The organism is Haloarchaeobius baliensis (assembly GCF_052060055.1).
GTDB lineage: Archaea > Halobacteriota > Halobacteria > Halobacteriales > Natrialbaceae > Haloarchaeobius > Haloarchaeobius baliensis.
In genome coordinates this window covers 39,943-55,929 of the sequence record NZ_JBPPFR010000002.1, presented here as the reverse complement: position 1 = coordinate 55,929, position 15,987 = coordinate 39,943, and the positions used below count along the sequence as shown (strand labels likewise).

At 69.7% G+C, this 15,987-nt stretch carries 22 protein-coding genes and 1 pseudogene; 12 read left to right on the top strand and 11 right to left on the bottom strand.

Annotated elements, in window-relative coordinates:
* Window positions 1-13: 13 nt before the first annotated feature.
* Together ACSG06_RS11180 and ACSG06_RS11175 are read right to left on the bottom strand one after the other, a co-directional pair.
* Window positions 14-160: a hypothetical protein gene (locus tag ACSG06_RS11180; RefSeq protein ID WP_440990366.1), complete on the bottom strand. Its 147-nt coding sequence runs from the start codon at window positions 158-160 to the stop codon at window positions 14-16.
* Window positions 161-256: 96 nt separating this feature from the next.
* Complete coding sequence (locus tag ACSG06_RS11175) at window positions 257-505, bottom strand: DUF8151 family protein (RefSeq protein ID WP_440990365.1); 249 nt, start codon at window positions 503-505, stop codon at window positions 257-259.
* A gap of 80 nt (window positions 506-585) precedes the next feature.
* Between ACSG06_RS11175 and ACSG06_RS11170 the strand changes: the two genes are divergently transcribed.
* The 4 genes and pseudogenes from ACSG06_RS11170 to ACSG06_RS11155 all read left to right on the top strand — a co-directional run bounded on the left by ACSG06_RS11170 (window position 586) and on the right by ACSG06_RS11155 (window position 2,034).
* Window positions 586-813 (top strand): DUF7860 family protein, encoded by a 228-nt coding sequence (locus ACSG06_RS11170; RefSeq protein WP_440990364.1) that lies wholly within the window; start codon window positions 586-588, stop codon window positions 811-813.
* Window positions 810-1,082, top strand: a pseudogene (locus ACSG06_RS11165) (uracil-DNA glycosylase); the annotation flags it as partial. The gene ACSG06_RS11170 and the pseudogene ACSG06_RS11165, both read left to right, overlap by 4 nt.
* A 199-nt stretch (window positions 1,083-1,281) precedes the next feature.
* A complete protein-coding gene (locus tag ACSG06_RS11160) occupies window positions 1,282-1,425 on the top strand; it encodes a hypothetical protein (RefSeq protein ID WP_440990363.1) in 144 nt (47 codons plus the stop codon).
* 54 nt (window positions 1,426-1,479) lie between these two features.
* Complete coding sequence (locus ACSG06_RS11155; protein WP_440990362.1) at window positions 1,480-2,034, top strand: NADPH-dependent FMN reductase; 555 nt, start codon at window positions 1,480-1,482, stop codon at window positions 2,032-2,034.
* Here the strand turns inward: ACSG06_RS11155 and ACSG06_RS11150 are convergent, their stop codons facing one another.
* Window positions 2,035-2,283: a GIY-YIG nuclease family protein gene (locus tag ACSG06_RS11150; protein WP_440990361.1), complete on the bottom strand. Its 249-nt coding sequence runs from the start codon at window positions 2,281-2,283 to the stop codon at window positions 2,035-2,037.
* 60 nt (window positions 2,284-2,343) lie between these two features.
* The gene (locus ACSG06_RS11145) at window positions 2,344-2,493 is read right to left on the bottom strand and encodes a DUF7563 family protein (protein ID WP_440990360.1); all 150 of its coding nucleotides are present in this window, start codon (window positions 2,491-2,493) and stop codon (window positions 2,344-2,346) included.
* 412 nt (window positions 2,494-2,905) lie between these two features.
* Here ACSG06_RS11145 and ACSG06_RS11140 point away from each other — a divergent pair, with 412 nt between their 5' ends.
* Complete coding sequence (locus ACSG06_RS11140; protein ID WP_089731142.1) at window positions 2,906-3,073, top strand: DUF1931 family protein; 168 nt, start codon at window positions 2,906-2,908, stop codon at window positions 3,071-3,073.
* 128 nt (window positions 3,074-3,201) lie between these two features.
* On the opposite strand, the gene rpiA is transcribed toward ACSG06_RS11140, so the two are convergent.
* The gene (gene rpiA / locus ACSG06_RS11135; RefSeq protein WP_440990359.1) at window positions 3,202-3,903 is read right to left on the bottom strand and encodes a ribose-5-phosphate isomerase RpiA; all 702 of its coding nucleotides are present in this window, start codon (window positions 3,901-3,903) and stop codon (window positions 3,202-3,204) included.
* A 193-nt stretch (window positions 3,904-4,096) separates the two neighbouring features.
* Between rpiA and ACSG06_RS11130 the strand changes: the two genes are divergently transcribed.
* From ACSG06_RS11130 to ACSG06_RS11110, 5 genes are all read left to right on the top strand, one after another.
* On the top strand, window positions 4,097-4,840 hold the full coding sequence (locus ACSG06_RS11130; RefSeq protein WP_440990358.1) for an ABC transporter ATP-binding protein: 744 nt from the start codon (window positions 4,097-4,099) through the stop codon (window positions 4,838-4,840).
* Window positions 4,837-6,075 carry an ABC transporter permease gene (locus ACSG06_RS11125; protein ID WP_440990357.1) on the top strand — a complete coding sequence of 413 codons (1,239 nt, stop codon included), beginning with the start codon at window positions 4,837-4,839 and terminating at the stop codon, window positions 6,073-6,075. The genes ACSG06_RS11130 and ACSG06_RS11125 overlap by 4 nt, the downstream gene beginning before the upstream one ends.
* Window positions 6,076-6,127: 52 nt before the next feature.
* On the top strand, window positions 6,128-7,405 hold the full coding sequence (locus tag ACSG06_RS11120; protein ID WP_440990356.1) for an MFS transporter: 1,278 nt from the start codon (window positions 6,128-6,130) through the stop codon (window positions 7,403-7,405).
* Window positions 7,406-7,500: 95 nt separating this feature from the next.
* Window positions 7,501-8,880 (top strand): phosphoglucomutase/phosphomannomutase family protein, encoded by a 1,380-nt coding sequence (locus ACSG06_RS11115; protein WP_440990355.1) that lies wholly within the window; start codon window positions 7,501-7,503, stop codon window positions 8,878-8,880.
* A gap of 60 nt (window positions 8,881-8,940) precedes the next feature.
* Complete coding sequence (locus ACSG06_RS11110; protein ID WP_440990354.1) at window positions 8,941-9,255, top strand: DUF8066 domain-containing protein; 315 nt, start codon at window positions 8,941-8,943, stop codon at window positions 9,253-9,255.
* A 6-nt stretch (window positions 9,256-9,261) separates the two neighbouring features.
* Here the strand turns inward: ACSG06_RS11110 and ACSG06_RS11105 are convergent, their stop codons facing one another.
* The 4 genes from ACSG06_RS11105 to ACSG06_RS11090 all read right to left on the bottom strand — a co-directional run bounded on the left by ACSG06_RS11105 (window position 9,262) and on the right by ACSG06_RS11090 (window position 11,491).
* A complete protein-coding gene (locus ACSG06_RS11105; RefSeq protein ID WP_440990353.1) occupies window positions 9,262-9,669 on the bottom strand; it encodes a GNAT family N-acetyltransferase in 408 nt (135 codons plus the stop codon).
* Window positions 9,662-10,180, bottom strand: coding sequence for a peroxiredoxin family protein (locus ACSG06_RS11100; protein ID WP_440990352.1), 519 nt, complete (start codon window positions 10,178-10,180; stop codon window positions 9,662-9,664). The genes ACSG06_RS11105 and ACSG06_RS11100 overlap by 8 nt, the downstream gene beginning before the upstream one ends.
* Window positions 10,177-10,374, bottom strand: coding sequence for a ubiquitin-like small modifier protein SAMP2 (gene samp2, locus ACSG06_RS11095; RefSeq protein WP_257299323.1), 198 nt, complete (start codon window positions 10,372-10,374; stop codon window positions 10,177-10,179). Before samp2 ends, ACSG06_RS11100 begins: the two co-directional genes overlap by 4 nt.
* Window positions 10,375-10,453: 79 nt before the next feature.
* On the bottom strand, window positions 10,454-11,491 hold the full coding sequence (locus tag ACSG06_RS11090; protein WP_440990351.1) for a bactofilin family protein: 1,038 nt from the start codon (window positions 11,489-11,491) through the stop codon (window positions 10,454-10,456).
* Between the two features lie 188 nt (window positions 11,492-11,679).
* Between ACSG06_RS11090 and ACSG06_RS11085 the strand changes: the two genes are divergently transcribed.
* Window positions 11,680-12,660 (top strand): replication factor C small subunit, encoded by a 981-nt coding sequence (locus ACSG06_RS11085; protein WP_440990350.1) that lies wholly within the window; start codon window positions 11,680-11,682, stop codon window positions 12,658-12,660.
* Between the two features lie 128 nt (window positions 12,661-12,788).
* Window positions 12,789-13,379 carry a HalX domain-containing protein gene (locus ACSG06_RS11080; protein ID WP_440990349.1) on the top strand — a complete coding sequence of 197 codons (591 nt, stop codon included), beginning with the start codon at window positions 12,789-12,791 and terminating at the stop codon, window positions 13,377-13,379.
* A gap of 18 nt (window positions 13,380-13,397) precedes the next feature.
* Here the strand turns inward: ACSG06_RS11080 and ACSG06_RS11075 are convergent, their stop codons facing one another.
* Complete coding sequence (locus ACSG06_RS11075; RefSeq protein WP_440990348.1) at window positions 13,398-15,335, bottom strand: GAF domain-containing protein; 1,938 nt, start codon at window positions 15,333-15,335, stop codon at window positions 13,398-13,400.
* Between the two features lie 62 nt (window positions 15,336-15,397).
* Window positions 15,398-15,910 carry a TspO/MBR family protein gene (locus ACSG06_RS11070; RefSeq protein ID WP_440990347.1) on the bottom strand — a complete coding sequence of 171 codons (513 nt, stop codon included), beginning with the start codon at window positions 15,908-15,910 and terminating at the stop codon, window positions 15,398-15,400.
* Between the last annotated feature and the right edge of the window lie 77 nt (window positions 15,911-15,987).

The following is a 15,987-nucleotide window of genomic DNA, read 5'->3' as shown; positions in this document are numbered from 1 at the left end:
ACCCCGACAGTTCTCAGCCGTCGTCGGTGAGCCGGTACGCCCGGCCACCGTCGATGACGACCATCTCGCGTTCGGGCTCCCGGAAGATGCTCTCCGGATACTCGTGTGTCTGTTCCCCCTGGTCGGTGGAGAAGATGCTCTCCTGGCCCCCTTCCCGCATACGCGACGCTTTGCGGTACGTTGACATTAGTCTGGTGGCCGCCGTCCCGTGGTTCCCTTTCGTTGTCAGGGTCGGGGGTCGACGGCTGCCGACCGGTCACTCGACGACGACGCGGCGCACGCGCGGCAGGAGCTGCTCGTAGCCGACGAGGTATATCGCCGCGTAGAGGATGGCCGCACCCATGAACGCGTACCAGAGCGTCATCACGGAGAGCCCCTCCGCGAGGAAGGTGTGCCAGCTCTCGAGTTCCGCCCCGATTCCGAGCACCGTCAGCAGGCTCGCGACGACCGAGTAGCCCGCGATGGGAAGCAGTTCCGGCAGCAGTTCCAGCAGTGTCCACGACATGGCTGTGGGAAGCCGTCTGGTACTCATCTATCTTTCGGGGCCGCGAAAGAGCTTTGAGGAATCATCGACGACTCGGCTCCATGCACAAGCGCAACTCGATGGACTACGCTCGTCTGACGAAGATCGGCTTCCTGCTCGGTCTCGGTCTGTTCGTCGCCGGCGCCGGCGGCGAGTTCGTCGGCCACGCCGTCTGGGGCACCCTGCCCGCCTGGGAGGAGACCCTGCTCACCGACTCCGTCGGCCTCGGCATCGTCGTCGCGTTCTGCTCGGTGTTCGGCTTCGGTATCGTCATGCCGCTGCTGGAGTGACCGCGTTCCCCGACCCGGACGACCGACTCGTCGTCGAGCCCGGCTGCGAGCGCTGCCCCGAACTCGTCGACTACCGAGAGCGCATCGCGTGGGGCAACGGCCCGACAGACGCCGACGTCGTCGTCGTGGGCGAGGCTCCCGCGAGCGGCGAGCCCGACGCCGAGAGCTGGCGCGGCGGCAACTGGACCGGGCTGGCGTACACGTCCCGGCACTCGGGCCGCCGTATCCGAGCGCTCCTCGCCGACGCCGGCCACTCCGGCGCCGTCTGGCGGGTGGAAGTTTCGATATCGCCCGGTTCGTGGGGACGAGACCGTCCGTGAGCGACCCCGACCACTTTCACTTCCACCGCGCTACGCTCACCTCTTTTGTGCTGCCGTCCGTGATTACTAACGGCGTCAACGGGCACAGGTCCCCGCGACGACGACGCACGCCGCACTGCGTCGCAAAACGACGACAGCGGCGGAGGTGATGACACTCAGTACACAGCTCCGCGTGGCACTCGCGACCGGTGGCGTCACCCTGCTCACGCAGGGGATGGCGTCCGGCTGGCTCCTGCTGGCCGTCGCGGTGTTCGCGCCCAGAACCGATCGCGGAGAGGCAGCGTCCGAGTGAGAACCGTCGTCGACAACTGACGCGCTTTTGTACGTCCACTCCCGAGTGCGGGCAATGACGAGTTCGCCGACGGTGCTCGGGGTCTCGGGCAGTCTCCGCGACACGAGCTACACGCACAGCGCGCTGGCGCACGTCCTGCGGGCGGCCGAGGACGAGGGAGCCGACACCGAGATGCTGGACCTCCGGGCCGCCGACGTACCGATGTTCGACCCCGACGAGGACGACCAGGGCGTCGAGCGCTACACAGAGCTGGTGCGGGCGGCCGACGCGGTCGTGCTCGGGACGCCGGTGTACCACGGCTCGTACTCGGGCGTGCTCAAGAACTTCCACGACTACTGCGGCTTCGACGACTACGAGGACACGCCGGTCGCGCTGGTCGCGACGGCGGGCGGGGGCTCCTACGGCAGCACGTTGGAACACCTGCGGAGTACGGTCCGTGGGGTCCACGGCCACGTCATCCCCGGACAGGTCGGCATCCGCGGTGCATCCTCGAAGTTCGCGCCGGACCCGGACGAGCCGGACGGACGGGCGGTCACCGACGCGGACATCGCGGACCGACTGGCGTCGCTCGGCGAGGACGTCGTCGCCGCGGCCCGGCGGTTCCAGTAGTCAGCCGTCGGCGACGAGCCGTTCCTTCTGGCGTCGCGAGAGCTGTTTGATCTCGTACTCGCGGGACATCGCGGTGCCCCGGTCGTCGTAGGACTCGACGTGGACCAGCTCGACCGGCGTGCGGCCCCGGGTGTACTTCGCGCCCTCGCCGGCGTCGTGTTCGGCGATGCGGCGTTCCACGTCGGTGGTGTAGCCGGTGTAGAGCGTCTCGTCGGCACACCGGAGGACGTACACGTGGTGGTCACTCACGGCTGGTCGGTTCGATGTCGTGGTACTGAAAGGCTTCGCGTGCCGGGCGACCGCGTCCTTTCAGGGCTTCTGTGCGCGTCGCTTCGCCTCTTCGGCGATTCCCGCGTTCGCCGAACAGTTGACGCACGCGAGTATCTCTCCGTGTTCGTCGGCGAACACGCGGGCGAACTGTTCCGAGACGTGGGAACCGCAGTTGTCACACGATGGCATGGTGGGGTTCCGTCGGACGGGCGTCCGGTACTCCCCGATTGGATTCGGACCACCAAATACCTGTTCCAGATTCTCACCCAAATTCGTACAAAGACAAACGAAATTGCTGAATAGCAAGCTCTGATTTGTACTCGCCATCGGTGATTGTGGTGAACAGAATAAAACTTGCGCCAGATGGAAACCCCGGGTGTGGTTCGTGCGACACCGAGGCGGGCTGGACGGCGTCCGGAACTGACCACCAAATCGCAAGCAAGCGGCGACCTCGTATCGGTGTCCGGTGGTTTCGATGCCGGTCCGGTTCGGGAACCGATGTGTCCGTTCCGGTGGATGTCACGGCTACATGCCCGTCTCAGGGCCTATGGCCGGACTATTTGGCAAGTATTATAAAGGGTGCGCGGGAATCACCGCTCGTATGGCAGACCTCATCGTCAAGGCAGCCGTCAAGGAAGCGCTTCAGGACAAGAACGTCGCATCGGACTTCTACGACGCACTCGACGAGGAAGTCGAGGAGCTCCTCGAGGACGCCGCCCGACGCGCGGAGGCTAACGACCGGAAGACGGTCCAGCCGCGCGACCTGTAAGCGCGTCTCCCTCACTTCTAATCGTTTCTGCACCCGGTAGCGACGGCCGTGTCGCCCGGGTGTGAAGCCACCGTCCCGAGCGACAGCGACGGCGCTCGATCCGCAGTCCTGCGTCGGGGACACCCCCGTCAGCGACCCAGCACGTCGACGCCGTCCTCGTGGCCGACGTGGACCTCGTCTGCGAGGCCGACGAACAGGCCCTGCTCGAGGACGCCCGGGAGCGACGACAGCTCGGTCGCGAGCGTCGCCGGGTCGTCGATGGGGCCGAAGTCGCAGTCGAACACGAGGTTCCCGTTCTCGGTGACGACTGGGCCGTCCTTGCGTCTCGCCGACCGGAGCGACGGCTCGCCGCCGAGCGCACGGACCGCGTCGGCGACGGTCGGCCGAGCGTCGGGCAGCAGCTCCACCGGCACCGGGTAGTCGAGCGGGTCCACCAGCTTCGAGGGGTCGGCGACGACGACGAACCGGTCCGCCGCCGCGTCGACGACCTTCTCGCGGGCGTGGGCCGCCCCGCCGCCCTTGACGAGGGTGAAGCCACCACCCGGCCGTTCTGCTACCTGGTCGGCGCCGTCGATGGCGACGTCGACGCCGTCGACCGCGTCGAGGCTCGTCAGCGGGATGTCCGCGTCGAGCGCGAGCTGCCGGGACTGGAACGAGGTCGGGATACCCCGCACGTCCAGGCCGGCGTCGACTGCGTGCCCCAGCGCGCGGATGGCGTGGGCCGTCGTCGAGCCCGTGCCGAGCCCCACGACCTCGCCGTCCTCGACGAGGTCCGCGGCGTGCTCGCCCGCCCGTCGCTTCGCCTCGGAACTGCCGTCGGTGTTCTTCATGCGTACACGTGGGTCGGGCTGATCCTAATGCGTTCCCGTGCACGGTCTCCACCGGAAACGTGGGGGTACGTTGATAGCTCTCCCGAGCCACACGGTGTCGACCTGTCCCCTCCTGAGCGGCCCGCTTCCCGGTGCTACGCGGTCGCACTCGTTGGGACGCATCTTTTTATCCACGACGACCCTTCAGATGTGTATGAGTTCTACAGGGGAGAGTGCGGCCGTCTCGCTGTCTGCGGTCAGGAAGACGTACATGGTCGGCGAGCCGGTCCACGCGCTGGACGGCGTCGACCTGGAGATCCCCCGTGGCTCCTACGTCGCCGTCATGGGGCCGAGCGGCTCCGGCAAGTCGACGTTGATGAACGTCATCGGCTGTCTCGACACACCGACGGAGGGGACGGTGTACCTCGACGGGCAGGAGGTCACCGCGATGTCGGACCGCGAGCGCACCCGCATCCGCGGCGAGGAGGTCGGCTTCGTCTTCCAGACGTTCAACCTCATGCCGCGGCTCACCGCCGTCGAGAACGTCGCGCTGCCGCTCGTGTTCCGCGGCGTTCCGGTGGCCGAACGTCGCGAACGGGCGGCCGAGCTCTTGGAGCGCGTCGGGCTCGCTGACCGCCTCGACCACGTCCCGAACGAGCTCTCCGGCGGCCAGCGTCAGCGCGTCGCCATCGCCCGGGCGCTCGTGAACGACCCGGCGCTCATCCTCGCCGACGAGCCCACGGGCAACCTCGACACCGAGACGGGCGAGAACATCATGGCGCTGTTCGAGGAGCTCCACGCGGAGGGCAACACGGTCGTCATGGTCACCCACGAGCGCCCCATCGCCGAGCACGCCGAGCGGGTCGTCCACCTGCTCGACGGTCACATCGAGCGCATCGAGGAGCTGGACGCGGTCGGGCGGGATTCTGACACCGCCGACGCCGAGGTGGAGTCGTGAAACCGCTCACGAACCTCCGGATGTCCTGGCGGGCCATCCGCAGCCACAAGCTCCGGTCGACGCTGACGACGCTCGGTGTGGTCATCGGCGTCGCCGCCGTCATCACGTTCGTCACGCTCGGCGCGAGCCTGCAGGCCGGCATCATCGGCGACATCAGCCCGGACGACCGCCAGAACATCTACGGCTGGGCCGCCCCCGAGGAGTCCTCGAACCAGGGCCCGCTCGCCGGCGCACAGCCGGTGTTCACGCAGGCCGACGTCGAGAACCTCTCCGAGCAGCCCGGTGTGCGGACAGCCTACGGCTACACGCCGATTCCCTCCCAGAGCGTCGACTTCCGGGGTGAACGCATCCCCAGACAGGACGCGGTGGTCGCGACCGGGCCACCGTACGTCGACGCGGACGAGATCGCCGAGGGCCGCCAGTTCCGCATGGGCGAGCGCGAGGCCGTCCTCAACCCCGCGATGGCCAACGCCTTCGAGGAGAACGTCACCGTCGGCGACACCATCACCGTGACCACCTTCGGCGGCCGGCAGGTGAACGCGACCGTCGTCGGCATCACCGAGGACTCCGAGTCCCGGTCGCCGTTCGAGGGCTTCGGCCCCGGCCCGCGGGTGTACCTCCCGCTCGACCCGTACTACACCGAGTTCGTCTCCGGCGCACAGGAGACGCCCCGGTTCGCCGCCATCGTCGTGGAGGCGAACAGCCTCGACGCGGTCGACCGCGCCAAGGAGTCGACCCGCACGTACCTCGAGACTGAGTCCGACGCCGAGGCACAGGCCGGCGACGAGCTCACCTACCAGCTCCAGACCAGCACCGAGCTGCTGGGCCAGCTCCAGTCCATCCTCGACCAGCTGCAGGCGTTCGTCGTCGGCATCGCCGCGCTCTCGCTCGTCGTCGGCAGCATCGGCATCGCCAACATCATGCTCGTCTCCGTCACCGAGCGGACCCGCGAGATCGGCATCATGAAGGCCGTCGGCGCGCAGAAACGCGACATCCTGACGCTGTTCGTCACGGAGGCGGTCATCGTCGGCATCATCGGCTCGGTCCTGGGGACCCTGCTCGGCCTCGCGGCGGGCTGGGCCGGCGCCCAGTACATCGACATCCCGCTGACGTACCCGGTCGAGTGGTTCGGCATCGCCATCGCGGTGGGCATCCTCGTCGGCGTGTTCGCCGGTCTCTACCCGGCCTGGCGCGGCGCCAGAACCGACCCCATCGAGGCGCTCCGGTACGAGTGACCCCGCACGTGCGGCGGTTCTGCCACCAGCCCCCGACGCCGGGTGACCCGCGATGACGGCCACCCACGCCCAGCCGACGCCGGGGTCGGTCCCGCGACGCCGCGCGATGTTCGCGGTCGTCCTCGTCGTGTTCCTCGACCTGGTCGGCTTCGGCATCGTCATCCCCATCCTGCCGTTCTACGTCCGGAGCTTCGCAGTCAGCGACTTCTACATCGGCCTGCTCGCCGCCTCGTACTCGGTCATGCAGTTCCTGTTCGCGCCCCTCCTCGGCCGGCTCTCGGACGCGCGAGGCCGCCGCCCCGTCCTCGTGCTCTCGCTGGTCGGGAGCGTCCTCGCCTGGACCGTCTTCGGGCTCGCCGGCGCGCTCTGGGTGCTGTTCGTCGCCCGGATGCTCGCCGGCGCGATGGGCGGCAACATCGCCACCGCGCAGGCCTACATCGCGGACATCACACCACCGGCGGACCGCGCCGGCGCCCTCGGCATCCTCGGCGCGTCGTTCGCGCTCGGGTTCATCTTCGGCCCCGCCATCGGCGGCGTGCTCGCCAGCGACGCCGCCGTCACCGCTGCCCGCGACGTCTTCCCCGCGTTCGTCCCCGCCACGCGCTTCTCCCTGCCGAGCTTCGCCGCCGCCGGCATGTCCGTCCTCGCCATCGTCGTCGCGCTCGCGTTCCTTCCCGAACCCGAGCGCCGTCGCCCCGCCGGCGAGCGCGAGACGCTCCTCGGCGGGTTCCGCGCCGCCCTCGCGGACACGAACCTCCGCGGGCTCGTCGTCGCGTTCTTCCTCGTCTCGCTCGCCTTCTCCGGCGTGCAGGTCGCGTTCATCCCGTGGCTCGCGGACAGCTTCGGCTACGGCGAGCCCGAGGCCGCGCTCTTCCTGACCTACATCGGCGTCCTCGGCGTCGTCGTCCAGGGCGGGCTGGTGGGGCGGGTGTCCCGGCGCATCGGCGACTCTCGGATGGCCGTCGTCGGCGCGACCGCGCTGACGGTCGCCCTGGCTGCGATCCCGCTCGCCCCGGCGCTCGGCCGACTGCTGCCCGCGGTCGCGTCGCTGCCCCCATCGGCGTTCGCGCTCGTGCTGCTGCTGCCGCTCCTGTCGTTCGGGAACGGGCTGTTGAACGCTGCTCTGGGCGCGCTCGTGTCGACGTCGGCGAGCGCCGACCGGCAGGGCAGTGCCTTCGGCGTGACGCAGGGGGCCGGGAGCCTCGGGCGGACCGTCGGCCCGCCTGCGATGGCCGGCCTGTACGCCTTTGCGGCGCACTGGACGCCCTTCGTCGTCGGTGGGCTGCTGGTGGTTCCCGTGGTCGCGATCCTGGTCTCGCGATGGCGGTGAGGACAGGAGGGAACACGACCGACGTCGCCCCGTCGAACCCCCGGACCTCAGTACGGTCGGCGGGGTTTTATCGCGGCGGCCGTGGATGAGGGCGTATGGACGCGATTTCGTTCGGCACCGACGGCTGGCGTGCGACACTCGACGAGTTCACCGCTCCCCGGGTCCGGATGGTCGGGCAGGGGGTCGCCACCTACCTGCGCGACGAGGGCCACGAGGGCGGGACCGTCGCCGTCGGCTACGACGCCCGGGAGTCCTCGCCCGGGTTCGCCCAGGAGCTGGCGCGCGTGCTCTGTGCGAACGGCTTCGACGTGGTGATGCCGGAGGGCCGTGACCGCCCGACGCCGCTGACGGCGTGGCAGGCCCGCGAGCGGGACCTCGCCGGCGCGATGATGATCACGGCGAGCCACAACCCGCCGGAGTACAACGGCGTGAAGTTCATCATGGGCGACGGCTCGCCGGCGCTGCCCGAGGCGACGGACGCCATCGCGGCGCGGCTGGCGGAGCCGGAGCCGCTGCCGGCGGACCAGCACGGCACCATCTACGAGGTCGACGAGGTGACGCCGCACGCCGAGCACGCCCGCGAACTGGTGGGCGCGGACCTCGACGGCCTGCACGTGGTGTACGACGCGATGCACGGTTCCGGACGCGACACGACCGACGCGCTGCTCGAGTCCGAGGGCGCGACCGTCGACCGCATCCGTTGCGAGCGCGACCCCGAGTTCGGCGGGTCGTCGCCGGAGCCAAGCGAGGAGAACCTGCAGGGCCTCGTCGAGGCGGTCCGCGAGCGGGACGCCGACCTCGGTATCGCCAACGACGGCGACGCCGACCGCATCGCCGTCGTCACGCCCGAGCGCGGGTTCCTCGACGAGAACCTGTTCTTCGCGGCGACGTACGACTACCTGCTCGAATCCGACTCCGGGCCGGTCGTCCGCACCGTCTCGACGACGTTCCTCCTCGACCGCATCGCGGAGGCCCACGGCGAGGCGGTCGTCGAGACGCCGGTCGGCTTCAAGTGGGTCGCGCAGGCGATGGGCGAGCACGACGCGCTGATGGTCGGCGAGGAGTCCGGCGGCTTCGCGGTCCGGGGGCACATCCGCGAGAAGGACGGCGTGCTGATGGCGCTGCTCGCCGCCGCCGTCGAGTCCGAACGGTCGTACGACGAGCGCGTCGACGCACTCCTCGACGAGTTCGGCGAGATCCACCAGGACAAGCTCAGCGTCGACTGCCCCGACTCCGAGAAGGAACGTGTCGTGGACGACCTCGGCGAGGACATCCCCGAGGAGGTCGCCGGGGTCGCCGTCGCCGACGTGGTGACGAAGGACGGCTTCAAGCTGCTGTGCGACGACGGCTCCTGGCTGCTCGTCCGCCCGAGCGGCACCGAACCGAAGATGCGGGTCTACGCCGAGGCCGGCAGCCCGGAGCGCGTGGCGGCCATCCTCGCCGACGGGAAGGAACTCGTCGAGGCGCACGTCTGACCCGCCGAGAAATCTAACCCTCTCGACAGGATTTTACGACGCGAGGCGGAACCGTCCGACATGGACAAGAACACCCTGAATGCCGTCCTGCTCTCCCTCGGTGCCGTCGCACTCGTGTGGTCGCTCCTCACCCGGTCGCTCCTGCTCGGCATCCTCATCGTCCTGTTCCTGCTCGTGGTGTCGCTCTTCTACCGGCTCGTCACCGCCGTCGAGCGCATCGCCGACAACACCGAACAGCTGGCGGCGGCGAAGAGCGGCGGCGGTCGACCTGGCGCCCGCCGCCGGCGCAGCGACGACCGCTCCAGCGAGACCGACTGGGACGACGCGGAGCGCCCGCCCGTCGAGGAGCGCAGCACCGACGAGCTCTTCGAGTAGGCTCCGTCACCGACCACCGAACAGTCGTCCGTCCCGTTCCTCGATATCGAACCCGAGCGACTCGTAGAACGGTCGCACGTCGGCGTCGAACGCGGCGGTCAGGCGCTCGTCGGGCCCACAGCGGTCCAGCGCCGACTCGACCAGCGCCGTCCCGATGCCCTGCCCGCGTCGGTTCGGTCGGACCGCGACGGCATCGACGTGGCGGCACTCTCCTCCTGCATCATCCTCCTGCACGAGCACCAGCGCACCGAGGAGCCGCCCGTCGGCGCAGGCGACCAGCACGTCGCCGCGGTCGAGCGCCGGCCCGAGCTCGTCGGTCCGGAGCATCGCGGCGTCGAGCACCGCCGCGACGGCGTCGTGCTCCTCGGGTCGGGCCGCCCGAACGTGGACGTCGCCGGGTGGCCCGTCAGGCATCGTCTGTCGGGGTCGGTTCAGCCTCCCGCAGTCGGTCGAGCTCCGCCAGAATGTCGTCGATAGAGGGTCGGTCGAACGTCGACTCGCCGGCGTAGGACCACGCCACGGTCGGCTCGTCGACGCGTGCGTCGACGACGACCGCCTCGGGCATCCGGCCGAGGAAGTCGCTGAACCGGCCGAGGATGCCGAACTTCACGGGCTGGTCGTAGGCGTCGCTGGCGATGGCCTCCGGGTCCGCGAGGAGTGGATAGGGGAGGTCGTAGCTCGCCTGCCACTCCGCGGCGCGTTCGCGTTCCTCCGGGAGTATGGAGGCGACGATGGCGTCGCGCTCGGTGAACTCGTCGTACCGCTCCGTCACGGCCTGGATCTGCTTCCGGCAGTTCGTGCAGTAGAAGTCGCGCTGGAACAGCAGCACGACGAACTCGTGGCCCGCGGCGAGGGCCCGCAGCGAGCACGGGTCCGGCCCGGGACCGACGTTCGCCAGCTCGAAGTCGGGTGCCAGCTCGGTCATCCGCCCTTGATGAGCCGCAGGACGGTTACCTCGCTCGACTCGACCGGCTGGTCCTCGGGCACGGGGCGACCGTCGACGAGCACGCTCACCTCGTGGGGGCTCAGGTCGACCGCCCTGAGCACGTCGGCGTACGTCGGCTCCGGGAGGTCGACCTCGTGGGTGGTCTCGCCTTTCACGTCGACCGTGACCTGCATACGCGGGGCTAGTCGGTCTGTCTGCGTAAGGGTGTCGTCGTGTGACGGTAGCCGGTCGGAGCGCAAAACGGTGGGCAGATCAGGCTGCGGGCGGCACGCCGCCGGTCTCCACGTCGTCGCCGGCCCCGGGCGCGGGCTCCTCGCGGGAGCCGCGGCCGTACCGGGCGTACAGCACCAGCAGGAGCGCCCCGAGTCCGACCAGCGAGACGACGCCGTCGATGACGCCGCCGACGATGGGCAGCAGGCCGAACAGCGCGCCGAGCAGCAGGCCGACGGTCAGCGCGACCCAGCGGTTGTCGCCGCCGGTGCGGGCGACGAGCCACGAGCCGAGGGCGAACCGGCCGTAGACGAGCGCGACCCACGCGAACAGCCCGAAGAGGACCGCGCCGGCCACGGCGAACGGGATGCCGACGAGCGTGAGTGCGAGCAGCACGAGCACGACGGGCAGGGCGAGGATGGCCAGCAGGCCGACCCCGCCGCTGCGGAGCGGGTCGGAGATGGCCCGGTCCGCGACCGCCCGGGAGAAGCCGGGCAGGACGAGCAGGAGCGCCGCGCCGAGCGCGAAGTTGGCGATGAAGCCGTAGACGACGAGCGCGCCGTCGACGACCCACGGGGCCACGCCGACGCCGACGTTCACGCCGCCGATGGAGTCGTCGCGGACGACGCTGCCGGCGACGGCGGCGTCCTCGACGCCGCTGATGTCGCCGTCGTAGCGCAGGTCGCCGCCGCCGACGGCCGTCTCGGCGACGCGGATGGTGTCCGCACCGACCACGACGTTCCCGGCGACGTTCCCGGCGATGGTCACGTCGGCCGCGCCGACGGTGAACTCGCCGCCGACGACGGCGGTCTCGGCGAGCACGATGGCGGCGCCGGCGGCGGACACGTCGCCGTCGACGCGGCCCGCGATGTCGACGTTCGCGGCGGCCACGTTCACGTCGCCCGTGACGACGCCGGTCTCGGCGACGGTGACGTCGGCGGCGACGCCGCTCAGGTCTCCGTCGACCGTCCCCCTGACGACGACGGTTGCACCGACGACCTCCAGACCGTCGACCGTCTCGCCCTCCTCGACGACGTAGGAGTCCGCGATGGCTGTCTCCGCCGCGACGAGCCCGGGCATCGAACCGAGGACGAGGAGGGTAGTCATAAGCAGTACGAGGAGTCTTCTGCGAGGGCTAGAAGTGCTCATAGATGAACATACGCCGAAATAGGATTTATAAGTATACGAGATTTTATGTTTCTGGGAATCGGTGCGGCGGCCGTCCCCGTCTCGGGGGCTTTATGCCCGGACGACTCTTCGAACCGTGTATGAGCGAGGCCGACGCGACCGGCGGCGAATCAGGGGGTCGCAAGCAGGTCTGGATCGAGAAGTACCGCCCCGACGGGCTCGACGAGGTGGTGGGCCACGAGGACATCATCGGGCGCATCCGGAGCTACGTCGAGCAAGATGACATCCCGCACCTCATGTTTGCAGGGCCGGCCGGCGTCGGGAAGACGGCGACATCTGTCAGCATTGCGAAAGAAATCTACGGCGACGACTGGCGGGAGAACTTCCTCGAACTGAACGCCTCGGACCAGCGCGGCATCGACGTGGTCCGGGACCGCATCAAGAACTTCGCACGCTCGTCGTTCGGCGGCTACGACTACCGCATCATCTTCCTCGACGAGGCCGACGCGCTGACCTCGGACGCCCAGTCCGCGCTGCGCCGGACGATGGAGCAGTTCTCGAACAACACGCGGTTCATCCTCTCGTGCAACTACTCCAGCCAGATCATCGACCCCATCCAGTCCCGGTGTGCGGTGTTCCGCTTCTCGCCGCTGTCGGACGAGGCGGTCGCCGAGCAGGTGCGGTTCATCGCCGGCGAGGAGGGCATCGAGTACACGGAGGACGGCGTCGACGCCCTCGTCTACGCGGCCGACGGCGACATGCGGAAGGCCATCAACGCGCTGCAGGCGGCGTCGGTGATGGGCGACGCCGTCGACGAGGAGACGGTGTACGCCATCACGTCGACCGCCCGCCCGGAGGAGGTCGAGGCGATGGTGAGCGACGCGCTCTCCGGCGACTTCGTGGCGGCGCGAGCGAAGCTCGACGAGCTCATCACCGAGCGCGGGCTGGCCGGCGGCGACATCATCGACCAGATCCACCGGTCGGCGTGGGAGTTCGAGCTGGAGGAGCAGGCCGCGGTCCGGCTGCTCGACCGGCTCGGCGAGGCGGACTACCGCATCACGACCGGCGCGAACGAGCGGGTGCAACTGGAGGCGCTGCTCGCCTCGCTCGCGCTGGAGTAGTTCGTTGGAGCGACCGGGAACCGATAATTCGAGGCCTGGGGCGGTAAATATCAACCGACAGGACGTATTTCTGGCCGAGACATTTATGTCGGCCAACAGCATGCTCCGTACACGAACTACGGGGTAGCATGAGAGAACGACGAACCGACGTCCTCGTCGTCGAGGACAACACGGAACTGGCGAGCCTCTACTCGTCCTGGCTGGGTGCAGAGTGGGCCGTCACGTCCGTCGCCGACGGCGACGAGGCCGTCGAGGCGGTGACGGAGGAGACGGAGATCATCGTCCTCGACAGGCGGTTGCCGGGCCGCTCGGGCGACGAGGTGCTCGAACGGGTGCGCGAGGACGGCCACGACTGTCAGGTGGTCATCGTCACGGCCGTCGAACCCGACTTCGACATCATCGAGATGGGCTTCGATGACTACCTCGTCAAGCCGGTCGACCGCGAGACGCTGAACCGCTGTCTCGACCGGCTCAAGTGCCGGAGCGAGTACGACGCGGAGCTCCGCGAGTACTACGCGAAGGTCTCGAAGAAGGCCGTCCTGGAGGCCAGGAAACCGCGACACGAGCTCCGGGAGTCGGAGGAGTACCGCGACCTCCAGGAGCGCGTCGAGGCGCAGGCCGACCGCGCCGACAGCCTCCTCGACGAGCTCATCGAACGCGGCGGCGACGCCCAGCTGTTCCACGGGCTGCTCGGTGGGCACGCCGGCACCGCGAACTGACCGTCCTCGCTGCCCCTATCACGTTCCGTTCTCCTCGACGACGAACTCGAAGCGCAGCCCGTCGTCGTCGACGACGTCGACCGACCAGCCGTGCGCTTCGGCGATCTCGCGGACGATGGTCAGCCCGAAGCCGGTGCCGACCTCGCTCGTGGTGAACCCCGACTCGAGAATCCGGGCGGGGTCGTCGCCGCCGTAGCCGACGCCGTCGTCGGTGACGGAGAAGCCGTTGCGGTCCGTGAACCCCGCCACCGTGACGCCGAGTGGCTCGCCGTCGGGACGGCGGCCGGAGGGTCCGTCGCTGTCGGCCGGGTCGTCCTCCTCGCCGGTGCCGTGGGTCACCGCGTTGCGGAACAGGTTCTCCAGCAGCTCGACCAGTCGGTCCCGGTCGGCCTCGACGGTGACGGGCGTGGTGATCGAGAGGGTGGCGTCGCCGGTCCGGACGCTGGCCCAGGCCTGCGTGGCGACGGCGCCGATGTCGACAGACTCGGTCTCGCCGACGACGTCGCCCTGTCTGGCCAGGGTGAGCAGGTCGTCGATGAGCGTGTTCATCCGTCCGTGCGCCCGTCGGATCTCGTCGAAGTGGTCGGGGTCCCCCGTCTCCTCCGCGAGAGTGAGGTAGCCCTGTGCGATGGAGAGCGGGTTCCGGAGGTCGTGGCTGACGATGCTCGCGAACGCGTCGAGGCGCTCGTTCTGCCGTTCGAGCTCGCGCTGGCGCTGCTTCTCCTCGGTGATGTCGGTGTAGATGGCGAAGCCCTGGAGACTGCGTTCGCCGCGCTCGAACGGGACGACGTGCAGCAGGAAGTCGCGCAGTTCGTCCTCGGTCTCGCGCCGCGAGACGACGTGGAGGCTCTCGCCGGCGACGAGCTTCTCGTTCAGCGATGCGGCCTCGTCCTCGAGGCCGTCGGGGACGATGTACTCGTCGATGTCCTCGCCGACGAGCTCGGCGTTCGACCAGCCGAACACCGACTCGAACGCCGGGTTGACCTCCTGGACACGCAGCTCGTCGTCGACGAGCGCGAACCGGACCACGGGGTCGGGGACGTTCTCGAACAACGCGGAGAGACGGTCCCGCTGTCGGCGCAGGCGGTCCTCGGCCCGGAGCCGGTCGACCGTCTCTGCGACGTGGGTCACGAGCAGTTCGGCGAGCTCCCGGTCGCGGTCGTCGAACGCGTGTGGGTCGGGCGACCCGGCCTGCAGGATGCCGAAGTCACCGACCGGGACCGAGAGGATCGAGCGGTACTCCGGCTCCTCCCGTTCGAGGGCGACGTCGTCGTCGCGCAGCTCGAGCACGTCGTCGACGACGACGGACTCGCCGGACTGGTACGTCTCGCCGGCGACCCCCTCGTCGACGGCGATCTCGCCGGGGCCCGCGTAGCCCTTCTCCGCCATGTCGCCGGACACCGCGACCGGCACGAAGTAGCCGTCCTCGACGACGTCGATGCCGACGAGGTCGAGGTCGAGGATCTCCTCGGCGGCACGGACGGCCGCCTCGTACACCGCGGTCTCGGTCTCGCAGCTGACGAGTTCCGTCGCGACGCGGTGGAGTCGGGTCACCTTGGCGGCGCGCTCACCGAGTGCGGTCGGGTAGTCGGCGCCGCCGGCGACGTGCCAGGCGACAGCGTCCGCGAGCCGGGCCGCCGCACCGTCGGTGCCGTCGTCGCGGACGAAGCCGTCGAACCCGCCGAGCCGCCTGACAGCCGCCGGGTCGGTGTCGGCGAACAGGACCGTCGGCGCGTCCACCGCGACGGCGGCCGCCGCGAGGTCGTCGTCCGCCGTCGGGTCCCCGGCGACGACGAGGCAGGCGGGGTCGTCCGCGACCCCGTCGTGGAGGGTGCGAGCCACGACCGTCCACTCGCCGTCGATGTCGGTCGCGACCGTCGCTGCGCGCTCCTCGTCGGGAGCGAGCACCGCGACCTGCACGGAGACAGGACCGCGCTCCGTCTCGACGTTACTCACTGTCAGACCGATACCGCCGCGTGAGTTTTAACTCTGCGGCCGGCACGGGCGGGGTCGGGCGGTCAGTTCAGCGACCAGATGGCGTAGTTGAGCACGGTCGCGAAGCTCACCCACGCGAGGTACGGCACGAGCAGCGCGGCGGCGGGACGGTCGACCCGGTCGAAGGCGGCGATGGTGCCGACGACGAGGACCCAGAGGACGGCGATGATGCCGAGTGCGAGGCCGGGGCGCTGGAGCGTGAAGAAGGTCGGCGTCCACGCCACGTTGAACAGCATCTGGAGCGCGAACGCGCCGAGGGCGACGCGGACCGCCCGGTGCTCGGTGCCCTCGCGCCAGACTCGATACAGGGCGACGCCCATGAGGGTGAACAGGATGGTCCAGGCGACGCCGAAGGCCCACCCCGGCGGGTAGAACGAGGGCTTCTCGAGGGCCTGGAACCACGCGCTGTTCGGCCCGCCGAGGGCCGCCGGCGTCGCGCCGACGACGTTCACCAGCACGACGAAGCCGAGGATGCGGAGTAGCTCGCCGCCGTCGGGGAGCCGCGAGGTGGCCACCCCGTCGTTCGCGGAGGACATGGCCGAGAGTGGGACGCCCGGCCACTTAACGAAGGTCGGTAACCACGTCGGACCGGCGGGGGTGGGGGCACCGACGC

Coding starts and splice junctions, on each gene's coding strand:
- ACSG06_RS11180 (WP_440990366.1), bottom strand. CDS start 160: ATGCGGGAAGGGGGCCAGGAGAGCATCTTCTCCACCGACCAGGGGGAA.
- ACSG06_RS11175 (WP_440990365.1), bottom strand. CDS start 505: ATGTCGTGGACACTGCTGGAACTGCTGCCGGAACTGCTTCCCATCGCG.
- ACSG06_RS11170 (WP_440990364.1), top strand. CDS start 586: ATGCACAAGCGCAACTCGATGGACTACGCTCGTCTGACGAAGATCGGC.
- ACSG06_RS11160 (WP_440990363.1), top strand. CDS start 1,282: ATGACACTCAGTACACAGCTCCGCGTGGCACTCGCGACCGGTGGCGTC.
- ACSG06_RS11155 (WP_440990362.1), top strand. CDS start 1,480: ATGACGAGTTCGCCGACGGTGCTCGGGGTCTCGGGCAGTCTCCGCGAC.
- ACSG06_RS11145 (WP_440990360.1), bottom strand. CDS start 2,493: ATGCCATCGTGTGACAACTGCGGTTCCCACGTCTCGGAACAGTTCGCC.
- ACSG06_RS11140 (WP_089731142.1), top strand. CDS start 2,906: ATGGCAGACCTCATCGTCAAGGCAGCCGTCAAGGAAGCGCTTCAGGAC.
- rpiA (WP_440990359.1), bottom strand. CDS start 3,903: ATGAAGAACACCGACGGCAGTTCCGAGGCGAAGCGACGGGCGGGCGAG.
- ACSG06_RS11130 (WP_440990358.1), top strand. CDS start 4,097: ATGAGTTCTACAGGGGAGAGTGCGGCCGTCTCGCTGTCTGCGGTCAGG.
- ACSG06_RS11120 (WP_440990356.1), top strand. CDS start 6,128: ATGACGGCCACCCACGCCCAGCCGACGCCGGGGTCGGTCCCGCGACGC.
- ACSG06_RS11115 (WP_440990355.1), top strand. CDS start 7,501: ATGGACGCGATTTCGTTCGGCACCGACGGCTGGCGTGCGACACTCGAC.
- ACSG06_RS11110 (WP_440990354.1), top strand. CDS start 8,941: ATGGACAAGAACACCCTGAATGCCGTCCTGCTCTCCCTCGGTGCCGTC.
- ACSG06_RS11105 (WP_440990353.1), bottom strand. CDS start 9,669: ATGCCTGACGGGCCACCCGGCGACGTCCACGTTCGGGCGGCCCGACCC.
- ACSG06_RS11100 (WP_440990352.1), bottom strand. CDS start 10,180: ATGACCGAGCTGGCACCCGACTTCGAGCTGGCGAACGTCGGTCCCGGG.
- samp2 (WP_257299323.1), bottom strand. CDS start 10,374: ATGCAGGTCACGGTCGACGTGAAAGGCGAGACCACCCACGAGGTCGAC.
- ACSG06_RS11090 (WP_440990351.1), bottom strand. CDS start 11,491: ATGCCCGGGCTCGTCGCGGCGGAGACAGCCATCGCGGACTCCTACGTC.
- ACSG06_RS11085 (WP_440990350.1), top strand. CDS start 11,680: ATGAGCGAGGCCGACGCGACCGGCGGCGAATCAGGGGGTCGCAAGCAG.
- ACSG06_RS11080 (WP_440990349.1), top strand. CDS start 12,789: ATGAGAGAACGACGAACCGACGTCCTCGTCGTCGAGGACAACACGGAA.
- ACSG06_RS11070 (WP_440990347.1), bottom strand. CDS start 15,910: ATGTCCTCCGCGAACGACGGGGTGGCCACCTCGCGGCTCCCCGACGGC.